Annotated in this window: 20 protein-coding genes and 1 pseudogene; 11 read left to right on the top strand and 10 right to left on the bottom strand. The window is 73.7% G+C overall.

What is annotated here, in order from left to right; all coding sequences use genetic code 11:
* Positions 1-160: 160 nt before the first annotated feature.
* Entirely contained in the window at positions 161-832 is a 672-nt protein-coding gene (locus ABZ567_RS20035; protein WP_360791624.1) for a pyridoxamine 5'-phosphate oxidase family protein, read from the bottom strand.
* Positions 833-867: 35 nt separating this feature from the next.
* Here ABZ567_RS20035 and ABZ567_RS20030 point away from each other — a divergent pair, with 35 nt between their 5' ends.
* Positions 868-2202 carry an aminotransferase class I/II-fold pyridoxal phosphate-dependent enzyme gene (locus tag ABZ567_RS20030; protein WP_360791621.1) on the top strand — a complete coding sequence of 445 codons (1335 nt, stop codon included), beginning with the start codon at positions 868-870 and terminating at the stop codon, positions 2200-2202.
* Between the two features lie 117 nt (positions 2203-2319).
* Here ABZ567_RS20030 and ABZ567_RS20025 read toward each other — a convergent pair whose 3' ends face one another.
* The gene (locus tag ABZ567_RS20025; protein ID WP_360791618.1) at positions 2320-3327 is read right to left on the bottom strand and encodes a DMT family transporter; all 1008 of its coding nucleotides are present in this window, start codon (positions 3325-3327) and stop codon (positions 2320-2322) included.
* Between the two features lie 73 nt (positions 3328-3400).
* On the opposite strand from ABZ567_RS20025, the gene ABZ567_RS20020 reads away from it, so the two are divergent.
* Complete coding sequence (locus ABZ567_RS20020) at positions 3401-4303, top strand: LysR family transcriptional regulator (RefSeq protein WP_360791616.1); 903 nt, start codon at positions 3401-3403, stop codon at positions 4301-4303.
* Between the two features lie 159 nt (positions 4304-4462).
* Here the strand turns inward: ABZ567_RS20020 and ABZ567_RS20015 are convergent, their stop codons facing one another.
* A complete protein-coding gene (locus ABZ567_RS20015) occupies positions 4463-4933 on the bottom strand; it encodes a pyridoxamine 5'-phosphate oxidase family protein (protein WP_360791613.1) in 471 nt (156 codons plus the stop codon).
* Between the two features lie 144 nt (positions 4934-5077).
* On the opposite strand from ABZ567_RS20015, the pseudogene ABZ567_RS20010 reads away from it, so the two are divergent.
* Positions 5078-5361: pseudogene (locus ABZ567_RS20010) on the top strand (cysteine hydrolase); the annotation flags it as partial.
* A gap of 147 nt (positions 5362-5508) precedes the next feature.
* Here the strand turns inward: ABZ567_RS20010 and ABZ567_RS20005 are convergent.
* The 3 genes from ABZ567_RS20005 to ABZ567_RS19995 all read right to left on the bottom strand — a co-directional run bounded on the left by ABZ567_RS20005 (position 5509) and on the right by ABZ567_RS19995 (position 9006).
* Positions 5509-5925, bottom strand: a complete 417-nt coding sequence (locus ABZ567_RS20005) for a Rieske (2Fe-2S) protein (RefSeq protein WP_360791610.1) — start codon at positions 5923-5925, stop codon at positions 5509-5511.
* 264 nt (positions 5926-6189) lie between these two features.
* Positions 6190-8379, bottom strand: a complete 2190-nt coding sequence (locus ABZ567_RS20000) for an MMPL family transporter (RefSeq protein WP_360791607.1) — start codon at positions 8377-8379, stop codon at positions 6190-6192.
* Between the two features lie 135 nt (positions 8380-8514).
* Complete coding sequence (locus ABZ567_RS19995) at positions 8515-9006, bottom strand: MarR family winged helix-turn-helix transcriptional regulator (protein WP_360791605.1); 492 nt, start codon at positions 9004-9006, stop codon at positions 8515-8517.
* Positions 9007-9140: 134 nt separating this feature from the next.
* Between ABZ567_RS19995 and ABZ567_RS19990 the strand changes: the two genes are divergently transcribed.
* From ABZ567_RS19990 to ABZ567_RS19970, 5 genes are all read left to right on the top strand, one after another.
* Positions 9141-10844 (top strand): SDR family oxidoreductase, encoded by a 1704-nt coding sequence (locus tag ABZ567_RS19990; protein ID WP_360791603.1) that lies wholly within the window; start codon positions 9141-9143, stop codon positions 10842-10844.
* A 102-nt stretch (positions 10845-10946) separates the two neighbouring features.
* Positions 10947-12320, top strand: a complete 1374-nt coding sequence (locus ABZ567_RS19985) for a deoxyribodipyrimidine photo-lyase (RefSeq protein ID WP_360791601.1) — start codon at positions 10947-10949, stop codon at positions 12318-12320.
* A gap of 118 nt (positions 12321-12438) precedes the next feature.
* The gene (locus ABZ567_RS19980; RefSeq protein WP_360791598.1) at positions 12439-13119 is read left to right on the top strand and encodes a sigma-70 family RNA polymerase sigma factor; all 681 of its coding nucleotides are present in this window, start codon (positions 12439-12441) and stop codon (positions 13117-13119) included.
* A gap of 280 nt (positions 13120-13399) precedes the next feature.
* On the top strand, positions 13400-14056 hold the full coding sequence (locus ABZ567_RS19975) for an alpha/beta fold hydrolase (RefSeq protein ID WP_360791595.1): 657 nt from the start codon (positions 13400-13402) through the stop codon (positions 14054-14056).
* Positions 14057-14170: 114 nt separating this feature from the next.
* Positions 14171-14935, top strand: coding sequence for a class E sortase (locus ABZ567_RS19970; RefSeq protein WP_360791592.1), 765 nt, complete (start codon positions 14171-14173; stop codon positions 14933-14935).
* A 55-nt stretch (positions 14936-14990) separates the two neighbouring features.
* Here ABZ567_RS19970 and ABZ567_RS19965 read toward each other — a convergent pair whose 3' ends face one another.
* Both ABZ567_RS19965 and ABZ567_RS19960 read right to left on the bottom strand, forming a co-directional pair.
* On the bottom strand, positions 14991-16157 hold the full coding sequence (locus ABZ567_RS19965; protein WP_360791589.1) for a MerR family transcriptional regulator: 1167 nt from the start codon (positions 16155-16157) through the stop codon (positions 14991-14993).
* A 76-nt stretch (positions 16158-16233) separates the two neighbouring features.
* Positions 16234-16905 (bottom strand): adenosylcobinamide amidohydrolase, encoded by a 672-nt coding sequence (locus ABZ567_RS19960; RefSeq protein ID WP_360791721.1) that lies wholly within the window; start codon positions 16903-16905, stop codon positions 16234-16236.
* 349 nt (positions 16906-17254) lie between these two features.
* Between ABZ567_RS19960 and ABZ567_RS19955 the strand changes: the two genes are divergently transcribed.
* The 3 genes from ABZ567_RS19955 (at position 17255) to ABZ567_RS19945 (ending at position 18692) form a co-directional block, all read left to right on the top strand.
* Entirely contained in the window at positions 17255-17869 is a 615-nt protein-coding gene (locus ABZ567_RS19955) for a fasciclin domain-containing protein (protein ID WP_360791586.1), read from the top strand.
* Between the two features lie 245 nt (positions 17870-18114).
* Positions 18115-18558, top strand: coding sequence for an STAS domain-containing protein (locus ABZ567_RS19950; RefSeq protein ID WP_360791584.1), 444 nt, complete (start codon positions 18115-18117; stop codon positions 18556-18558).
* A complete protein-coding gene (locus tag ABZ567_RS19945) occupies positions 18555-18692 on the top strand; it encodes a hypothetical protein (RefSeq protein WP_360791581.1) in 138 nt (45 codons plus the stop codon). Before ABZ567_RS19950 ends, ABZ567_RS19945 begins: the two co-directional genes overlap by 4 nt.
* A gap of 345 nt (positions 18693-19037) precedes the next feature.
* On the opposite strand, the gene ABZ567_RS19940 is transcribed toward ABZ567_RS19945, so the two are convergent.
* The gene (locus ABZ567_RS19940; RefSeq protein WP_360791578.1) at positions 19038-19313 is read right to left on the bottom strand and encodes a hypothetical protein; all 276 of its coding nucleotides are present in this window, start codon (positions 19311-19313) and stop codon (positions 19038-19040) included.
* A gap of 59 nt (positions 19314-19372) precedes the next feature.
* Positions 19373-21247, bottom strand: coding sequence for an ABC transporter ATP-binding protein (locus tag ABZ567_RS19935; protein ID WP_360791575.1), 1875 nt, complete (start codon positions 21245-21247; stop codon positions 19373-19375).
* Positions 21248-21449: the final 202 nt, after the last annotated feature.

Raw genomic sequence — 21449 nt, 5'->3', positions numbered from 1 at the left:
GCGGATTGGGGGGGGGCGGATAGCGCGGGTGGGGCGGGCTGGTCGGGCGGCCGGCCCCCCGTCCGCCCGGGGCGGGCTGGTCGGGCGGTCTCCCCCGTCCGCCCGGTCCTCCGTCTGCGGTTTGCCGCCTACCTCTGGCGCCTGCCGTCTCCCGTACGTCTCAGAGCGCGGCCAGGTAGTCCGGCAGGCCGACGGCGGGGTCGAGATCGTCGGCCGGGACCGGCGGGCCGTATCCGCCGCGCACCGGGACGACGCCGGACCAGTGGGGGAGGGCGAGGTCCTCGGGGTCGTCGTTGGGGCCGCCGGTGCGTACCTTCGCCGAGACCTCGTCCAGGTCGAGCCGGATAACCGCCGTGGCGGCGAGCTCCTTGGCGTTCGCGGGGCGCGAGTCCGCGGAGCGGCCCGGGACGACGTGGTCGACGAGCGCGTCGAGCGCCGTACGGAGTTCCTCGGGGTCGGTGACCTGGTGCGCGGTGCCGTGGACCACGACCGAGCGGTAGTTGAGGGAGTGGTGGAAGGCGGATCGGGCGAGCACGAGGCCGTCGACGTGGGTCACGGTCAGACAGACGGGCAGGCCGGGGGCGGCCACTCCGTCGCCGGTGGCGCGCAGCGGCCGCGAGCCGGTGGATCCGTGCACGTAGAGGCGGTCCCCGACGCGGGCGAAGAGCGTCGGGAGAACGACCGGCGCGCCGTCGCGGACGAAGCCGAGATGGCAGACGTACGCCTCGTCGAGTATCGAGTGGACCAGCGCCTTGTCGTACGAGGCGCGCTCGCGGGAACGCGTGGGCACGGTCCGGTCGGTCGGCGTGTACGTATCGGCGGGGGTGCTCATTGCCTACTCCATTGCACTAGTGCATACTTGTGTTTGTGCTAGGAGAATATCGGATCGAAGGTCGTCGCGCCTCGGACATCGCCGCCAGTGTGGAGGCAGGGGTCGGTGCCGGGGCCTTGCAGCCAGGTCAACATCTGCCGCCCATGCGGGAGTTGGCCGTCACGCTCGGTGTGAACCCGAACACCGTCGCCGCCGCCTACCGCACCCTTCGGGAGCGTGGGGTCATCGAGACCGACGGGCGTCGAGGCAGTCGGGTGCGGCCGCGCCCCGCCACGACCGCGCGCGGCTCGATCCGGGTCGAGGCGCCCGAGGGTGTCCGCGACGTGAGCGACGGCAGCCCCGACCCCGCTCTGCTGCCCCCTCTCGGTGAGGCCTTCGCCGAGGTCGCCCGGCGGTACGCCGTGCGGCCCGGCATGTACGGAGAGGCCCCCGTCGACGAGGAGTTCGGGCGGCTCGCACGCGCCGCCTTCGACGCGGACGGGGTGCCGGACGGGCCTGTGGGCGTCGCCTCGGGCTCCCTCGACGCCATCGAGCGCGTGCTCGCCGTCCACCTCAGGCCCGGGGACGCCGTCGCCGTCGAGGACCCGGGCTGGGGCAGCCTCCTCGACTTGGTGCCCGCGCTCGGGCTGCGCCCCGTGCCGATGGCCGTAGACGACGAAGGCCCCCTGCCGCACGAGGTCGAGCGGGCGATCCGGCGCGACGGGGCGCGGGCGGTGATCGTGACCGACCGGGCACAGAACCCCACCGGGGCGTGCGTCACGGAGGAGCGGGCGCGGGAACTGCGGCGGGTGCTCGCCGGGCACCCGGGTGTCCTGCTCGTCGAGGACGACCACGGGCACGGCATCGTCGCGCAGCCGCTCCACCCGCTCGCCGGGGGCGACGGCCCCTGGGTGCTGGTCCGTTCCGTCGCCAAGGCCTACGGGCCCGACCTGCGGATCGCCGCCTTCACCGGCGACGCCCAGACCGTCGACCGGGTCCTGGGGCGGCAGCGCCTCGGCCCCGGCTGGGTCAGCCGCCTGCTTCAGGGGACGGTCGCGTACCTCTGGGCCACGGAGGCGGTGGATCCCACGGTCGTCGCACGCTCCTACGGGAAGCGGCGCGACGGGCTCGTGCGGGCACTGGCGCGACGGGGGGTGGAGGCGCACGGGCGCGGCGGCATGAACGTGTGGGTCCCGGTCGCCGACGAGACGGGGGCGGTGGCGCGGCTGCTCGCGGCGGGGTGGGCGGTGGCACCGGGGGCGCGGTTCCGGATGGAGGCGGGGGCGGCTGTGCGGGTGACGGTGTCGGGGCTTGCGGTGGGGGAGCTGGAGGGTTTGGCGGATGTGGTGGCGGGGGCGGTGGGGGTGCGGGTGGCACGGGCGTATGGGTGAGGGCGGGGTGGCACGGCGTATGGGTGAGGGCGGGGTGGCACGGGCGTATGGGTGAGCGTGGGGGTGGGTGAGGGCGGGGGTGCCCCCCGGGTACGGCCGGCCCGTAGGGCTTTCGGGTCAGGGGCGGGTCGCTGGTTGGCGGGTGTCGAGGGGGGTCGTGGTCGGCGGGGGTGTGGGGCGGCGGTGGGAGGTGCGGGTCTGGGTGAGGGCCGCGCCCGCCAGGACGACGAGGGCGCCGACCGGGGTGTTCCAGGTGAGTTGCTCGTTCAGGACGGCCACACCCGCCGCCGTCGCGATGACCGGGATGAAGTACGTGACCATCGCGGCCGTCGTCGGGCCGACCTCCGCGACCACGTTGTACTGGAGCAGCATCGCGTACCCCGTGCCCAGCGCGCCGAGTGCGATCACGGCGAGCAGCGGGACGAGTTCCACCGACTCCGGCATCGAGGTGAACAGTGGTGTCACGACCGCCAGTTGCAGCGTCGCGAGGCCTACCTGGGAACCGGCGAGGGAGAGGTTCGACGCGCCGGTGCCGGTGAGCGTCCTGCGGACGTAGATCCAGCCGACCGCGTAGCTGAAGGACGCGAGGAGGGCCAGCGAGGTGCCCGTCACGTCGAGGCCGGAGAAGCCCTGCCAGGCGCCGAGGACCGTGAGCACTCCCACGAAGCCGATGCCCAGGCCTGCGGCGCGGACCCGGGTCGGGCGGTCCTCGGAGAGTGCGACGAGGGAGAGCAGCATGCCCCACAGCGGAGTCGTCGCGTTGCAGATGCCGGCCAGGGTCGACGGGATCGTCAGCTCCGCGTACGCGAAGAGGGAGAACGGCAGCGCGTTGAGGAGGAAGGCCGCCACCGTCAGATGACCCCAGACGCGTGCGCCGCGCGGCAACCGGTCGCGCTTCACCACCAGGGCCACCGCGAGCACCGCCGTACCGAACAGGAGCCGCCCGAAGGTGACCTGGAACGGTGCGAAGCCCTCCGTGCCGACCTTGATGAGCAGGAAGCTGAAGCCCCAGATCAAGGCCAGTACGCCGAAGCGGACGCGCCAGTCGAGCAGGCGTGAGCTGGGAGGTGAGCTGAGGGGTGAGCTGAGGGCGGGGGGCGCGGAGGTCGGGGCTGCGGGGCTCATGCACTCAGGGTGAGGGCCGCGATCTCGTAGGACAAGCGAGATTTGCTCGACCCCTTCCCTTAGGATTGCTTACATGTTGAACCTGGAGCGCCTCCGTACCCTCGACGCCGTCGCCCGGCACGGTTCGGTCAGCGGCGCGGCCGACGGGCTGCACGTCACCACGTCCGCCGTCTCCCAGCAGCTCTCCAAGCTGGAGCGGGAGGTGGGTCAGCGGCTGCTCGCCAAGAACGGCCGGGGCGTGCGGCTGACCGACGCCGGGCTGCTGCTCGCCGAGCACGCGGCCCGGATCCTCTCCCAGGTCCAGCTGGCCCAGGCCGACATCGAGGCCCAGCGCGGGCAGGTGGTGGGCGAGGTGCGGGCCGCCGCCTTCCCCACGGCGGCCCGGGGGCTCTTCCCGGCCGCGCTCGGGGCCCTGCGCGACGGGCACCCCGAACTTCGTGTGCGGACGACGGAGCTGGAGCCCGAGCAGGGCGTGCGCGCGGTCCTGCGCGGCGACGCGGACCTGGCGCTCGTCCTTGAGTGGAGCAACAAGCGCGCGCCGGTGCCCGGCGGGCTCGAGCGGGCCCACCTCCTCGACGACACGGCCGATGTGGCCCTGCCCGCCGGACACCGGCTGGCCGGGCGGGAGGCGGTGGACCTGGTGGACTTCGCCGACGAGGAGTGGGTGTCCTGGCCGGAGGGCGAGTTCTGCCACGACTGGCTGATGTTCACCCTGCGCTCGCAGGGCATCGAGCCGCGCATCGGACACCTCGCGGGGGAGCACCACACGCAGCTGGCGCTCGTCGCGGCCGGGCTCGGGGTGTGCGTGACGCCCCGGCTCGGCCGCCCGGTGCCGGACGGGGTCGTGTTCGTGCCCGTACGCCAGCCGGTACGGCGCCACATCTACGCCACCTGGCGCGCCGACGCGGGCCGTCGGCCCTCCGTGCGCGCGGTCGTCGCGGCGCTGCGGTCGGCGGCCGAGCCGTTGGCGAGCTGAGGCCGGGTCCGGGCGTACCTCGACGGTCGGTGGCGGGAGGCGGCCGCGCCGTCGGCCGGCCGCGGTCCGTACCGCGCGTGCCCCGTCGTGCGGGCGGTCGCCGCGCCGTCGGCGAGCCGAGGTCCGTACCCGTGCGTCCCTCGGTCGGGCCGGCGGCCGTCAGGGCGACGCGGTGAGTTTGCGGAAGTCCCAGGAGGCGACGGCGTCCGGGGTCAGACGCATCCAGGCGTGCCGGCCGTCGTGCGGCATCGTGTCCAGGCCGAAGTTCTTGGCGGCGAACAGCTGCTCGGGCACGACGAGTTCGGGGCACGGCTCACCGGTACGCGGGGCCTCGCCGACGAAGGTGACCGTGCCCGACAGTTCGGCGCCGCGCAGTTCGCCGTACTCCTCGCCGTCGTCCACCACGACGGCGACCCTCGGGTCGGAGCGCAGCTCGGCCCAGCGGCGGCTGCGCGTCAGCGAGTACAGCCACAACGACGAGCCGTCCCAGGCGAACCAAAGCGCGCTCACATGCGGGCGGCCGTCGGCGGAGACGGTCGCGACCCGGCAGGTGCGCTGCTCGGCGAGGAAGGAGTCGAGCTCGGCCGGGGTCATCATGATCCGGCGTCCACGGCGCTGTGTGGCGGGCATCGTCCGCACCCTTCTGGATTGCTGATGAGACGTCAGGAAGCATGGGACTCCCGCCGCGCCGGTGCAAGGGGGTGAGACCGTGGGGAAGGTCCAGTGGCAGGTTCACGGTCGGGCGCAGGACCGAAGGAACGGCTCGGGGAGCGGATCCGGCCGGACGGCGGGGCCGTGGTGCTCACCGTCGAGTGCCGGCGGGGAGTCGTGGGCCCGGACAGTGCACAACCGAACTCACCGCCGTCGCCCGCGCGTCGGGTGCCCTGCGGAACGTCGCCCGGCTCGTGGCCGCCGCGCACGAGACGGACGTCCAGGTGATCCACGCCGTCGCCGAGCGGCGCCCCGACGGGCGGGGCGCCAACAGCAACGCCCGGCTGTTCCGGGCCGCCGCCGGGCTGCCCGTCCAGCAGTACAGCGGCAGTACGGCGGTACGCATCCCCCACCGATCCACGTCACGGACGGTGAGCCGGGAGTGCCGGGCCCGCCGGGGCGACCGGGCCGACCGGGCCCGCCGGGCCGACCGGGCCTTGCGAGCCGCGCCGTTCCGTCGGGCCGACCGGTCCTGCCGGGGAGGCCCGGGGCCGTCAGCCGAAGCTGATCTCGTCGCCCACCACCTGGATCGGCTCCGGCGGCAGCGGCGCGGGCGCCGGGCCGGACTTCACACTGCCGTCCGACATGTCGAAATGACTCTGGTGGCACGGGCAGACGATGACCCCGTCCTTGACGCTGGTCACCGCGCAGCCCGCGTGGGTGCACTTGGAGGAGAAGGCCTTGAACTCGCCGGCCTTCGGCTGGGTGATCACCAGCCCCTTGCCGGCGATGATCTTTCCGCCGCCCACCGGGATGTCCCCGGTCCGGGCGAGGGTGGCGCCCCCGGTGCCTTCCGCGGCCTCCGAAGGTGTGTTCTTGTCGTCCGTGCCGCCCCCACAGGCGGCCAGCGCCGCCGCCAGGCCCGCGCTGCCCGCCGCCGCGACCACCGTCCGTCGTGCCACTCCGCTCATGTGCTCTCCTTCTTCTCCCGGTGCTCTTCCCCGGTGCACTCGTGTGTCGACATCCGAAGGTACGGCTGTGAGCTGTGTCCCGTTCACAGGATGGGACTTCGAGCGCGTCACGATTCCGTCCGGACGGTGACTCAAGCCTTCGGCATGGCCGGCGTGACGACCGGTGTCGAGGTCGGGCGGGGCGAGCCGCCCTCGGGCTCCATAGTGATGCCGGGACCTCCGTCCGCGCGCCTTGGGTCCTCCTGCGTGTCCCGGGATGCGCGCCTACTTCGGAGCGGCGGCGCCGACGGATTGGTCCGTACGACCCCGATCCTGGGGGAGCCGGCTCAGGGCACCGGGCCACCACGCCGCCGGCCCGAGGTCCCGGACGAGCGCCGGAACGAGGAGCGAGCGGACCACCAGGGTGTCCAGGAGGACGCCGAAGGCCACGATGAACGCGATCTGGACGAGGAAGGCCAGCGGGATCACACCGAGCGCCGCGAAGGTCGCGGCGAGGACCACGCCCGCCGAGGTGATCACGCCGCCGGTGGCGGTCAGACCGATGCGGACGCCCTCGCGCACCCCGTGGCGCAGCGACTCCTCACGGACCCGGGACATCAGGAAGATGTTGTAGTCGACACCGAGCGCGACGAGGAAGACGAAGCCGTAGAGCGGGACGGAGGAGTCCGTTCCGGTGAAGCCGAAGACGTGCTCGAACACGAGGGCCGAGACGCCGAGCGTGGCGGCGAAGTTGAGGGCCACGGTGGCGACGAGGAGCAGCGGCAGCACCAGCGAGCGCAGCAGCGCCACCAGGATCACCAGGATGATCGCCAGGACCACCGGCACGATGAGCGTTCGGTCCCGGGCGGCCGTGCGCTGGGTGTCGTACTGCTGGGCGGTGGAGCCGCCGACCAGGGCATTCGCCTCCGGCACGGCGTGGACGGCGGTACGGAGCCGGGCGAGCGTCTCCCGTGCCGCGTCGCTGTCGGCGGCGTCCGTGAGGGTGGCGTCGACACGGACCCTGCCGTCGACCACGAGGGGCGCGCCGGGCGCGGGGCGGCCCGAGGCGTCCACCGCGAAGGCCGAGTCGACGCCCTCGACGGCCTCGGCGGCGGCGACGACCTTCGCGGCCGCCCCCGCGTCGGTGATGATCACCGCGGGGTTGCCGGCGCCACCGGGGAAGTGGCGGCCGAGGGTCTCCTGCGCGGCGACGGAGGGCGCGTCGTTGACGAAGATCTCGTCGAAGGGCACGCCCCGGGAGTTCAGGGCGGGAGCGAACGCGGCGCAGGCCAGGAGGCCGGCCAGGGTGACCGCCCAGACCTTGCGGGGGGTGCGGTCGACGAGGGCGGCGATCCGCTGCCAGACGGCGTGGCCACCGGTGCCGGCGTCGGTCCCGGCGTCGGTCCCGGTCCCGGCGTCGGCGTCCTTACCGGCGCGCCGGGGGGCCGTCTTCGGGCGGGCCGGCCAGTACGCGGCGCGGCCCGTGAGGACCAGGGCCGCCGGCAGGAAGGTGAGGGCGCTGAGGACCGCGCAGACGATGCCGATCGCGCCGACGGGGCCGAGCGCCCGGTTGTTGGACAGGTCGCTCACGAACAGGGCGAGCAGACCCAGGGCGACGGTCGCGGCACTGGCGACGATCGGTTCGAAGGAGCGGCGCAGGGCCCGGTTCATCGCCGCGAAGCGGTCCGCGCCGGGCACCGTGAGCTCCTCGCGGTAGCGGGCGGCCAGGAGCAGCGCGTAGTCGGTGGCGGCGCCGATCACCAGGATGGACAGGATGCCCTGCACCTGGCCGTCGACCCTCAGGACGCCGGCGTCGGCGAGCACGTACACGATGGCGCAGGCGAGACCGAGGGCGAAGACCGCACCCAGGATGATCATCAGGGGGAGCAGGACGCTGCGGTAGACGACCAGCAGGATCAGCAGCACCGCGATGAGGGCGACGCCGAGCAGCAGGCCGTCGATCCCGGAGAAGGCGCCGGAGAGATCGGCCTGGGTGGCGGCCGGACCCGCGATGAGGACGGTCGTCCCGGGGACCGAGGCCGCCGCCTTCCGGATCGTGTCGAGCGTGGTCGGCAGAGCGTCCCCGAGGTCCGGCTTCAGGGCGACGACGGAGCGCAGCGCCTCGCCGTCCTCGGACGGCAGAGCGGGGGAGGGCGGGCCCGCGATGCCCTCACCGCCGGTGAGTGAGGCGAGCGCCCGGGTCGCGGTGGCGGTCGCATCGGCGGCGAGCGGCCCGCCGTCCCGTGCGGTCCACACCACGATCGCGGGCACGCTCTCGGACCGGCGGAAGGCCTTCTGCTCCTCGATGACGCGGGTGGACTCGGCGCTGCGCGGCAGGAAGGCCGCCTGGTCGTTGGTGGCGACCTCGCCGAGGCGCCCGGCGAACGGGCCGAGCCCGCCGCCCACGGCGAGCCAGGCGATGAGGAGCGTCAGGGGGAGCAGGAGGCGGGTCCTGCGGAGGGCGCTGGGCGGCATCGGGGGCTCCGTACTGTATCTCGATCATTAACTATCTCAATGATTGAGAGAGTTTCTATCATGCGTGTGTCTCGACTCTCGACGACCCCTTCGGTCACAGCCCGCAGGACGGATGCGCGTCGGGCGGACGACACCTCAACGGCGCGGTACGTGCAGCGCCCCGAGCTCCTCGTTGAGCGTGTTCAGGAAGCGCAGCGCCACCGAGAGCTCGGCCGGGTCGAACTGCTCCCGCGCCCGCTCCGCCGCCTCCGCGAGCGGCAGGAAGTACCGCCTGGCCGCCGCCCTCGCCCCGTCCTCGTACCGCACATGGACGACACGGCGGTCAGCGCTCTCCCGGGTCCTGCGGATGTGCCCCGCCTTCTCGAGCCGGTCGAGGCACGCCGTGACCGCGCCCGACGTGAGCCCGAGGTGCTCGCGCAGCCGCCCCGGCGTCAGCGGTTCGGGGCTGTCCAGGACGACGGCCAGCGCCTGCACGTCCGTGGGATGCAACCCCTGCGCCTGCGCGAACCCGTGCACCAAACGGTTGATCTCGCCCTGGGTCCGCCGCAGCGCGACGGCGAAGCTCTGCAGGTCACCCGTGGGGCCTGCGGGGGCGGAGGGAGCGTCTCGGTCTTCGTTGCGGGCCACGCGTTCAGCCTATAGACATCGCTCCCACGCATCCGCCCGAGCCGCGGACGGGGAAGGATCACCAGGGGCGCCGCTTTCCCTGGCGTCGTGACGCCCCCGGACGCAGACGCCCCGGACGGAACGGAATACACACCATGGCGACGCACCCCCGGGCCGCGTCCGGCCGCACGCTCTGCCTCGTGACCGGCGCGGGCGGCTACATCGGCGGCCGGCTCGTCCCCGAACTGCTCGACGCCGGATACGGCGTCCGCTGCCTCGCGCGCACCCCGGCCAACCTCCGCGACCACCCCTGGGCGGACCGGGTCGAGGTGGTACGGGGAGACGTCACCGACGCCGCCGGGCTGCGGGACGCGTTCCGCGACGTCGAGGTCGCCTACTACCTGGTGCACTCCATGGGATCCGGGGCCGGCTTCGAGGAGACCGACCGGCGCGCCGCCCGCACCTTCGCCGAGGAGGCCCGCGCCGCCGGGGTCCGGCGCATCGTCTACCTGGGCGGACTCACCCCGGCGGACGTACCCGAACAGGCCCTCTCCACGCACCTGCGTTCCCGGGCCGAGGTCGGCCGGATCCTGCTCGACTCCGGCGTGCCCACGACCGTCCTGCGGGCCGCCGTCGTCATCGGCTCCGGCTCCGCCTCCTTCGAGATGCTCCGCTACCTCACCGAACGACTCCCCGTGATGGTGACGCCGAGCTGGGTCGGCACCCGCGTCCAGCCCATCGCCGTCCGCGACGTCCTGCGGTACCTCGTCGGCAGCGCCCGCATGCCCGAGGACGTCAACCGCAGCTTCGACATCGGCGGCCCGGACATCCTCACGTACCACGACATGATGATCCGCTACGCGAAGGTCGCCGGACTGCGCCGACGGCTCATCCTGCCCGTCCCGATGCTCACCCCGCGCCTGTCCAGCCACTGGATCGGACTCGTCACGCCCGTCCCCGCGTCCCTCGCCCGCCCGCTCGCCGAGTCGCTGCGGTACGAGGTGGTGTGCGCCGAGCACGACATCGCCGACCACGTGCCGGACCCGCCCGGCACCCCCGTCTCCTTCGACGACGCCCTCGCGCTCGCCCTCCAGCGGGTACAGGAGGCCCGGGTCACCACCCGGTGGAGTTCCGCCTCGCTCGCCGGAGCCCCCAGCGACCCCCTGCCCACCGACCCCGACTGGGCCGGCGGCAGCCTCTACACCGACGAACGGGAACGGACCGTCGACGCCGGGCAGCAGGCCCTGTGGCGGGTCATCGAGGGCATCGGCGGCGAGAACGGCTGGTACTCCTTCCCGCTGGCCTGGGCCGTGCGCGGCTGGTTCGACCGGCTCGTCGGCGGCGTTGGGCTGCGCCGGGGCCGCCGTGACGCCGAGCGGCTGCGGGTCGGCGACGCGCTCGACTTCTGGCGGGTCGAGGAGATCGAGCCGGGGACCCTGCTGCGGCTCCGCGCCGAGATGCGGCTTCCCGGGCTCGCCTGGCTGGAGATGCGCGTCGAGCGTGACGAGGAGGGGCGCACCCGGTACCGCCAGCGTGCCCTCTTCCACCCGCGCGGGCTCGCGGGCCAGGCGTACTGGTGGAGCGTGTCGCCGTTCCACGCGGTCGTGTTCGGCGGCATGGCGAGGAACATCGCACGGACGGCGGAGAAGGGCGGGGCGGTGGCGCCGGGAGGACGGGGCGCGCGGGTCGGGGTCTCTGGGGCACGGCCTCCGGGGGACGGGTCTTCCGGGGGGCGGGCCGCGGGGGAAAGGCCCTCCGGGGGACGGGGCCCCGAGGACGGGCCCCGTGCCGAGGAGTCGCCCGGGGACGGGCCCACCGGGGGACGGTCTCCCGGAGCCGACCCGCCGCCGCATCCGTGAGTCGGCGGTACGGGAAAGGGGGGCGGCACATCCACCCAGCAGCCCGCCGGGCGTACGGCCTCACCGCCCGACCGGCGACCGACCCCCTCCGGGAGGGGCCCCATGACCGTCTCCGTCGTCCTCTTCACCTCCGACCTCCGTGTCAACGACCATCCGCCGCTCCGCGCGGCCGTGGACGCGGCCCACGAGGTCGTCCCGCTGTTCGTCCGTGACCCCGCCGTCGACCGGGCCGGTTTCGCGGCGCCCAACCGGCTCGCCTTCCTCGCCGACTGCCTCGCGGACCTCGACGCGGGCCTCGGCGAGCGGGGCGGCCGGCTCGTCGTGCGCGCGGGCGACACCGTGGCCGAGGTGTGCGGTGCGGTGCGGCAGGCCGACGCCGACGAGGTCCACATGGCGGCCTCCCACTCCGCCTTCGCCCGCACCAGGGAGGCGCGGCTGCGGCGGGCCCTGGAGTCCGACGGGCGCCGGCTCTACGTCCATGACGCCGTGACCACGGTCGTGCCGCCCGGCGACGTCACTCCCCAGGGCTCCGACCACTTCGCCGTGTTCACGCCGTACCTCAGGCGCTGGGTCTCCACACCGCTCCGCACACCCCTCGCGGCCCCCCGGAAGGTGGTGGTGCCTCCGGGGTTGCGTTCCGAGCCCCTGCCGGAACGCGCCTCCGTGGCCGGCGTCTCCGAAGGCCTCGCCACGGGCGGGGAGACCGAGGGGCGCCGAAGGCTCGGGGCCTGGCTGTCCCGGCACGCCGACACCTACGAGCAGATCCACGACGACCTCGCGGGCGACGCGACCTCCCGGCTCTCCCCGTACCTCCACTTCGGCGCGGTTTCGGCGACCGAGGCCGTGCACCGGGCGCGGGCCCGGGGCGGCGCCGGCGCCGAGGCGTTCGTACGGCAGCTGTGCTGGCGGGACTTCCACCAGCAGGTGCTCGCCGCGCGACCTGAGGCCGCCGCCGAGGACTACCGGCCCCGGCACGACCAGTGGCGGCGGGGCGACGACGCCGAGGCGGACCTGACGGCCTGGCGGGAGGGCCGGACCGGCTATCCCGTCGTCGACGCGGCCATGCGGCAGCTCGCGCACGAGGGCTGGATGCACAACCGGGGCCGACTGCTCGCCGCCTCCTTCCTCACCAAGACGCTCTACGTCGACTGGCGCGAGGGGGCCCGCCACTTCCTCGCCCTCCTCGTGGACGGAGACATCGCGAACAACCAGCTGAATTGGCAGTGGGTGGCGGGTACGGGCACGGACTCACGACCGCAGCGGGTCCTGAACCCCGTACTCCAGGGCAAGCGGTACGACCCCCAGGGCGCCTACGTCCGGCGCTGGGTGCCGGAACTGGCGACCCTGACGGGTCCCCTGATCCACGAGCCCTGGCGGCTGAAGGGCTCGGACCGGGCCGCGTACGACTACCCCGATCCGATCGTCGACCTCGCCGACGGCCTGAACCGCTTCCGGCGCGCCAGGGGCCGGGACTGAGGGCATCCCCGCACGACGGTCGATACGACGCACAAACGATGCGAGTTGAGCCGCCTCCCCCTGTGGCCGGACGCTGAGGGAGCCGGGAGCACGGAGCCCCGGGAGGAGGAGGACCGCCATGACCGCGACCATGACAGCGACCGCGACCCCGGTCGCGCCCCCCACAACGACCGTGACCTCGATCCCGAACCTGACCGCGACCGCGGCTGTGACCTCGGATCCGGCGGCTGCCGGCCCCGCCGTCGGCGCCGTCCGGCCCGACGGGCTCTCGAACGAGGAGATCGGCCGGGGGCTCGTCCGGGGCGACGAGCGCTGTCTCGTCCTCGCCCACCGGCGCTGGGCCCGGCTCGTCCACACCCTCGCGGCCCGTGCGCTCGGCGACCCGCGCGAGGCCGAGGACGTCACCCAGCAGGTGTTCCTCGCCGCCTGGCGCGGCAGGGCCGGGTACCACCCGGAGCGCGGCCCCGTGCCCGCCTGGCTCGTCGGCATCACCCGGCGGAAGATCGCGGACGCCCTCACCGCCAGGACCCGGCGACTGGACCTCGTCGCCGCCGCGGGCGCGGCCCTCACGCCGTCCCCTGACACGCGGGAGGGGCCCGAACACGTCCTCGACCGGCTCGTGGTCACCCGCGAACTGGCGCGCCTGCCCCGGGTCCAGCGTGACGTACTGACCCTCGCGTTCTTCGCGGACCTGACACAGGTGCAGATCGCCGACCGCACCGGGATGCCCCTCGGAACCGTCAAGAGCCACGCGCGCCGGGGACTTCAGCGGATGCGCCGCAGCCTGGACGCGGCGTAGAGCCGCGAGGGCTGCGGAGCCCCACCGGACGCCCCGGCGCCGCGTCCCCTGCTTCCCCGTCCGGACGGGGTCGGTACGCCACCGCCCGCGCGACCTGGCAGACTGCGCCCCTCACGGTCGTCTCCCCCCTCGTCATGAGCGCCCCGCTCATCCGGGGAAGCGGCAAACGACTCCTGGAGGCCCCCATGGCGAACCGGCCCGGATACGCGGCCCACTCGGCCCGCACGAGCGGGCTGTTCCCCCGGCCACCGCAGCGGCGCGGGAACGGGACGGCCACCCGATGACCTGCCGTACCCGGCGCCGAGCCGACCCGAGCACGCCGAACACCCTCATGGTCCGCAGCGCGCCGGCCGCGCCCACCGCGGCCGTGCTGCTGCTCCACGGCGGCCGCGCCGACGGGCCCGAGCCGCCGCCCGCCCTCAACCTCCCTGCGCTGCGGATGCGCCCGTTCGCGTCGGCGGTGACCCGCGCGGTACGGGGCCGGGACGTACTGATCGGTGAGGTGCGCTACCGCCATCGCGGCTGGAACGGCCCGCGCGCCGACGCCGCCAAGGACGCGGAGACCGCCCTTGCGGCCCTCAGGGAGCTGGCCGGGGCCGTGCCGGTCGTCCTCATCGGCCACTCCATGGGCGGCCGCGCGGCCCTGCGCGCCGCGGGCGACCCCGCCGTCCGCGGGGTCGTCGCCCTGGCACCGTGGTGCCCCGCCGGCGAACCGGTGGACCACCTCGGCGGCCGACGCCTCTACCTCCTCCACGACGAGACCGACCGCGTCACCTCGGCCCGTGAGTCCTGGGACTTCGTCCGACGGGCCCGGGCGGCGGGCGCCGACGCCGTCGGCATCCCCATGCCTACCGGGGGCCACGCCATGCTCCGCTGCGCGGACCTCTGGCACCGCCGCGCGGCAGAACTCACCGCGGCCCTGCTCTCCCACGGCTGAGGCGGGACCGTCGGTTCCGGCCGGCGTCCCCGCAATGGGCCGCGAGCCCGTCCCGTCTCCGTGCGTCGTGCCGTTGTGGGTGACGCAGCGCAGGGAGTGGGTCATCCTGGGGGTATGGGTGCCGAGCGTGTCGGGGACGTGACGAAGGGCCTGTCCGGAGTCCGGGGCTCCCGGTGGGCCCCGGCCGGTCGCCTCGCCGGGGTCGTCGCGATCGTCGCCGCGCTGGTCGGCTGCACGGGTGACGGTCGGACGCCCACGGGAACACTCGGCTCGACGTCGGGCATCCCCTCGGTCACGTCGTCCGCCCCGACCGCCGATGCGCTCCCCGCAGCCCCCGCACCCACGTCCTCCGCTCCCACACCGCGAGGGCCCGTCGACGCCGAGGTGTCCATACCGTCGATCGGTGTCGAGGACCTGGACATCGTGGCGTACGAGGGCACGACCGACGACCCGGCGGGCACCCGCATCCAGGATCGCGGTGTGGCCGCCAGTCCCCACGGCGAGCGCGGTGGCGTGGGACCGGGTGAGGTCGGCAACTATCTGGTGACCGCCCACCGGTTGTCGGCCGGCGGCCCCCTGCGCGAGCTGCCGTCGGTCGAGGTGGGGGACCGGGTGCACGTCACCGCTGAGGGCACCGTCTACACGTACGAGATCGTCGAGACCCGCACCACGTCCTTCCGCTCGGCCCGCTCGCTCGCCGAGCAGCGCGCCGCGGTGCCGGGTGAGCCCGGTGAGAAGCCCACCCGGGCCATGATCACGCTCTCCACCTGTGCGACGCCGGAGGACGACGCCGCGGGCAACTTCTGGCGGGACGCCCAAGGCAACCCCGAGCACCGCATCGACAAGATCGGCGTCCTGACCTCGACCCGGCCGGTATAGCGGATCCCTCGTCGTGACGGAGTGGGCCCGGGCCCGTCCGCGTGGGCACGCCCGGTCACCCGGTCGCCGCCGCCTGCCGTTCCGCGTAGAGCCGGGACAGGCTGTCGAGAGCCTCCCGCAGACCGCCGGGACGCAGCATGCCCGCCTGGACGGTGCGCCCGGCCCAGCCCGGTCCGGCCAGCATCACCAGGGGGTGGGTCCGCGCGCCCTTGACGCCGAAGGAGCTCGCTGCGACGTGCTGGGCCAGGGCGTGGTTCGCGGTCGAGCGGGCCTGCGACCAGAGCACGACCGCGGCCGGACCCGTGCGCCGTACAGCAGCGTCGAGCGCCTCGGCGGGGACGGCCGCGCCGAACATGCGGCTGGGCAGACCGCGTTCGGCAAGCCCGGCCGCCAGCGCCTCCAGCGGCAGGGTGTGCTGCTCGGCCGGGACACAGGCGAGGATGACCGGGGTCATGGAGACGGGGCCGGGGGCCGCGATCTGCCGGAGCGCGGTCGACACGTGCCATGACAGCAGGTGCTCCACCTCCACGTAACGGTCCCCGGACGACTCCCACTTGCGTCCCACCGCGTGCAGGGTCGGGGCCATCACCTCCTCCCAGGCGGTGACGAGGCCGTGGTCCGCCACCACGTCACGGAGCAGGGTGTCGAGAGTGGGCCCGTCGAGCCGTACGGCGGCGCGGGCCAGACCGCGGCACTCCAGACGCACATCGCCGAGGGGAAGCCCGTTCCCCGACCCCGGCTGGCGGGCGGCGGCGCGAGGGGGCGCAGATGTCTCCGGCCCGGTCGGGCTGGTCGGTCCGTTCGGTCGGCTCGGTGCGTTCGGCCCGTTGGATCGGCTCGGGTCGCTTGGGTCGGTGGGGTGGTTCGATATGTTCGGTGGGCTCGGTGCGTTCGGCCCGTTCGGCCCGTTCGGCCCGTTCGGACGGGACCCGCCGGGGTACGTGGCCTGCGACCGGGTCCGCGTCTCGGTGCGGGCGCCGGGGTACGTGCGCGAGGACCGGGCGGCCCGCGCCGCTTCGGCCGGAGGGACGCCCGAGGCCGTCAGTCGGCACATCTCCTCCAGCATGGCGATGTCTCCCGGGGCCCACCGCCGGTGGCGTCCGCCCACGCGAGCGGCGGGACCGATGCCGTATCGCTGGTCCCATGAGCGAAGCGTGGTCGGTGACACCCCGAGGCGCCGGGCGACCGCCCCGGTGGTGATCCCGTGCTCCGTGTCGGACATGTCTCCAGCGTACGACGCACAACCGATGCGAGTTCCAGGGGGCGGGTACGCGCGTACGTCCCAGGCTTCGGGCGGGTCAGGTGACCGGTGTGCCGGAACGTTCGGCGGCGAGCAGTCCCCCGCAGGCCTCCCTCGTCGCCCGGTGCACCGCGCGGGCGAGTCGAGCGCCCCACAGGGAGCGCGGACCGGCGAACGGTTCGGCTTCGTTTCCGGCCCGCGAAAGCGCGGCCACGCAGACGGCGTCCGTGGGCGTGCCGGAGGCGTCGGCGCCGAGCTCGACGAGGGCCTGGGTCTTCGCCTCGGTCGCGGTGGCCACCGCGTTCACGAGCGCGGCGTCCGTGAGGGCCACGGGCAGCGACACGATGATGTTGATCGTCCCCGGGCGGGGGGCGGCGACGCTGCCGCGTCCCGGCGCGGCGGCCCAGCCCCGCACCCCGATCCCGGCGGTGACGACGGCCTGGGCGCCGCCGTCCACGGCGTGACGCCGGTCCGTGACGGACGCCGCCGTCATCAGACCCACGCCGGGGCCCGCGAGTCCCGCCTCCGAGGCCAGATCGCGCAGATGGGCCACGGGGTCCCGCCGGTCGTATCCGGGCGGGACCTGGGCGTTGAGCACCCACTCCCGTGCGCCGATTCCTCCGCCGAGCACGGCGCTCGACACCATGCGCACCCCCGGCCCGGGAGCCCACACCAGGAGCGGCCACTCCCGGCCCCCTTCCACATGCGTGCGGAGAGTGGCGTGCACCAGAGAATCGCTGGTGGGAAGGGTTCGCGGAAGCACCCCACACCCTAACGCGCGGCCTTCGGTACCCCGAATCGCACGCGGATCACGTTCACATCGCCCTCGGATCCGGTCGAACCCGCTGGAATCTCACTCGGACGAGTGAAAGACCCATCCGAAAGGCCGTGAGCTCCGAAACACCCACGACAACAGGGCCACGGCGGGGACTTACCCGCCGGAGGTCCGGACGAGTCACCGCACTCCCGGCCGGGGGTGGTCGTGCCGTTACTCGTAGCCGTGCGCTCGTGCGCGCGCACTCGATCCAAGGGGTTTCCTCCTCACGAACGCTCTTCGCCTCCGCCGCGCCGCCGTCGCCGTGGCAGCCGCGGCAGCGCTGCCCTTCTCCCTGGCGGCCTGCTCGGACTCCGGCTCGGACACCAAGGCCGAGGCCGGTTCCGAGGCCTCGACGCCCGCGGCCCAGGAGAACGCGCCCTCGACGGGGACGGACATGGCCGCCGACGGTCCGTTCGGGCCGGCCTGCGCCTCGGTGCCGAAGGACGGCGCCGGCTCCTTCGACGGCATGGCGAAGGACCCCGTCGCCACGGCCGCCTCGAACAACCCTGCGCTGTCCACGCTGGTGGCCGCCGTCAAGCAGGCCGGCCTGGTGGACACCCTCAACAACGCGCAGAACATCACGGTGTTCGCCCCCACCAACGACGCCTTCGCCAAGATCCCGAAGGCCGACCTGGACAAGGTCCTCGCCGACAAGGCCACGCTGACGAAGATCCTCACCTACCACGTGGTGGGCCAGAAGCTGACGCCGAAGCAGCTGGAGAGCGGCTCCTTCGAGACGCTGCAGAAGGGCATGCTCACCACGGCGGGTTCGGGCGAGGCGTACACCGTCAACGACTCCTCGAAGGTCGTCTGCGGCAACGTCCCCACGGCCAACGCCACCGTGTACATCGTCGACACCGTCCTGATGCCCAAGTAGGGGCGAGCCGGGGACCCGGGAGCCGGAGCGGGCACTCAAGGGGAGGCGGGGCCCGTCGTCACGTGACACCACGTGACGACGGGCCCCGCCGCGCCTGTGCCGGACGACGCCCCGGGGTCCTGCGGCGCTCCCCGACGGACGCGCCATGGCTCGTACGAGTGACTTGTTTCCCCCGCACGTGCGCATCGGCGGTCCAGCGGGGTGAGGTCGCGTGCCGTACGCGGCCCCGGTCCCGTTGCCCCGGTGTGAGTACCGCAAGCAACCTTCCGATACTGACCGCCCCTTCCACCCCCTCCGCCCCGTCGGGCGCCGGACCGCTGGCGCAGGGTGCGGACTCCCCACCCTGCGCCATAAGCGTCCGTTCCTGCACCACTTCCGACGCGAACACCCTGCGGGTCGAACTCCACGGTGAGGTCGACCACCACAGCGCGGGGCCGTTGCGGGTGATGCTGGCCGTCGCACCCGTCCACGGCTACCACCGTCTGGTCCTCGACACCTCGCGTGTCACCTTCGCGGACTCCGCTCTCCTGCGGATCCTCACGGACTGGACGGACCGGGGCCGGAAACTGCGGCTGACGGGCGTCACCCCGGCGATGGAACGGCTGCGCGCAGCCGCCTGGGGCGCCTCCCCACCCACCACGCGCCGACGCGCCCGCCTCGGAAAGGAGTACGCCGGGGAGGGAGCGTGACCTTCACGCTGCTCGTCCTCGTGCCGCTGCTGCTGGCGGTGGCCCTGCTGCCCCGCGAGCGCCCCGAACGCCCCCGGCACCGCCGGATCCGGCACCTCGGGGCGGGGGCGACGTGGGGACGAGCCGACGGATGACACCCACCCTCCCGTGAACGCCGGGGCCGTGCCGTCCAGGCCCGAAGTGGACCTGTCGGGCACGGCCCTGGCGGCCGCCCGGACCGGCCGGGTGCCCGGATCGGCCGGGTGCCCGTAATGACTGCCCGGACCGGCCGGGTGCCCGGATCGGCCTGCTCGGTGATTGCCCGGGTGCGGCACCGCTGGCTTGTTACGGCATCCCTGGCGCTGCTCTCGTGGCTGCTGGGACCGGGCAGGTGCCACGGCCGCCGTCCCGCTTCCGGGGGAGTCGTACGGTCACCCTTACGAAGGTGACGCCGCCGCGCCAAAATCGTTGGCCGGTCATGCTGCTGTCCCGTCACGTCATCACCGGCCCCGCGGCTGGTTGTCTCCATGGATGTGGCCGACGGGCACGGGGCCGACGCGGCGAAGCCGGGCCGCGTGCTCGCGGATGAGCTGCTGCTCGTCCACCGTGAGGAGGGCACCGGCGCGAACCAGGTACTTCTCCGCCCCGTCGGCAGCGGCCACCGGGGACGTCTCGGCCTGCTCCCGGTCGGCGCGGTCGAGTTCGCCGGCCTCGTGGAGACGAGCGGTCAGCACACCGGCCTGCTGGTGCACCGCCCGCCACTCGCGTGCGGGCACGGCTTCTCCTGGACGGTGCTCGTCCTGCCGCGGGGCAGGACGAGCGGTGACGGGGTCGATCAGCGGTCCTGGGACAGTTCCAGCAGCTCGGCGAAGGTTCCGCCGCCATGGGCGAGGTCGTCGTACCGGCCTTGTTCGGTGATCCGGCCGTGCTCCATCACGATGATGTGATCGGCGATCTTGGTGTTCTCCAGGCGGTGCGTCACCACGATCGTGATGCGGTCGGAGGAGACGGCCTTGATCTGCTCGAAGATCTGGTGTTCGCCGCGCGGATCCATCTGCGAGGTGGGCTCGTCGAGGATCAGCAGTTCTGGCCGGCGGTACAGCCCCCTGGAGCATGCGGTGCGCTGCCACTCGCCGCCGGAGAGTTCGGTCCCGCCGAAGATGTCCCGGGCGAGGAGGGTGTCGAGACCCGCGGGGAGGTCTTCGACGGCGTCGCGCAGACCGACCGCGTCGATGGCCTCCCACACCGGGGCGTCGTCGTGGGTGCGGGGCTGGCCGAGGGTGACGTTCTCGCGGACGCGCAGCGGCCACTGCGCGAAGATCTGCGGCACCAGACCGGTGTGCGCCCACACGGTGGCGGGGACCACCCCCGCGAGGTCGGTGCCGTTCCACGTGACCGTGCCTTTGTCCGGCAGGTAGATCCCGGTCAGCAGACGGGTGAGGGTGCTCTTCCCAGATCCGTTCGCACCCACGATTGCGAGGATCTGGCCGCGCCGCAGGGTCAGGGAGACGCCGTTGACGGCGGGTTTGTCCTTGCCCGGGTACTGGTAGACGACCTCGTCCAGGCGGATCTCGTCGACCGGTGCGGTGAGTCGGTGGGGACCACGCTTGGGGGCGCGGGCGGCGGCGTCGTCGAGGAAGCTCTGCATGTCGCCCAGATACAGGCTTGTGTGGAAGACGGCGGCGCCGTTGACGACGACCTGGGAGAGGGCGGCGAGCGTGGTCTGCACGGCGATGACCGCCGTGGCAGCGACCGCGAGGTCGATCCGGCCGGACACGGCCAGCCACGCCAGAGCGCCCCACGTCGCCATCAGGAAGACGCCGCCGGCCAGCGCGGACAGCAGGGCGATCCGCAGGGTCCGTGGCGCGGCGGCCAGGGTGCGCCGGTCGCACCGGTCGGACAGGGCCCGGTACCAGTAGATGAGGTAGTCGGTCATCGAGTTCGCGCGGACCTCGTCGCTGTACTTCGACTCGGTCGCCCACCAGCGCATCATGCCGCGCACGTTGCGGTCGGCGATGTTGCCGTAGTGAATCTCGTAGTCGACCCGCGCGCTCAGGACAGCCCCGACACCGGCCGGGAGTACAGCGAGCAGGAGCAGCGGCAGCATCAGCGGGTTCAACACCGTCAGAACACCCCCGGCGGTGACCATACGGATGACCGCGGACACGAGGCGCTGCGCGTCCGTCACCATCACGGTGGTGCGCACCACCCCCATCTCGGCCGCCTCGCGTCGGTCCGAGAACCCGTCCTCCGCATACGCCACCGCCTCCACCCGGCACACCGCCTCGACCAGCGCCGAGTCCGTCTCCGTCGTCAGCCGCGGCGTGATCCGCCGCTCCGCGTACGAGGCAGCCGCCCCCGCCGTACGAGCCAGCGCGGCGGCGAGCGCCACCACCAGCAGCGCCGGCAGTGCGCCACGCAGCCGGTCCCCGGCGGCGCCGCCGCCGAGGACGGGCTCCATGGCGCGGGCCGTGGCGGTCAACAGCACGGCGGCCGAGCCGCCCGTGACCAGTTGGCAGCCGACGAGCAGATGCACGGCCCGCCGGTCGATCCGCCACGACAGCCGCGCGATCCGGCCCAGGACGGCGGGGATCTGCGCGCACATGCGCCGGAAGGAGACCTCGGCGAGCGGGTTGATGGCGTACTGCCCGCCATAGGTGATCTCCGCGGGCGGGGGAGGCGGCGGTGGGGTTTTCTGCTGCTCGTTCATGGGCGTCGAGGTCAACGGCGGGTCCTCCTGGACGGTCGATGAGGCGTCGTCGTGAAGCTCAACGACCAGGCCGAGATATCGAACTGGTGTTTTTCGGCCTCGGCTGGACCCGGAGATTCAGCGCGTGTCGGAGTATGGGCAGTGCATCGATCCGCTTCCGGCAACGGGGGTGCGGGGTAGTGCGGTTGGCCGAAACGCCGAC

Origin of the sequence: Streptomyces sp. NPDC016459 (assembly GCF_040632845.1) — a bacterium.
Taxonomy (GTDB): Bacteria; Actinomycetota; Actinomycetes; order Streptomycetales; family Streptomycetaceae; genus Streptomyces.
This window is presented reverse-complemented; position numbering and strand designations above follow the sequence as displayed.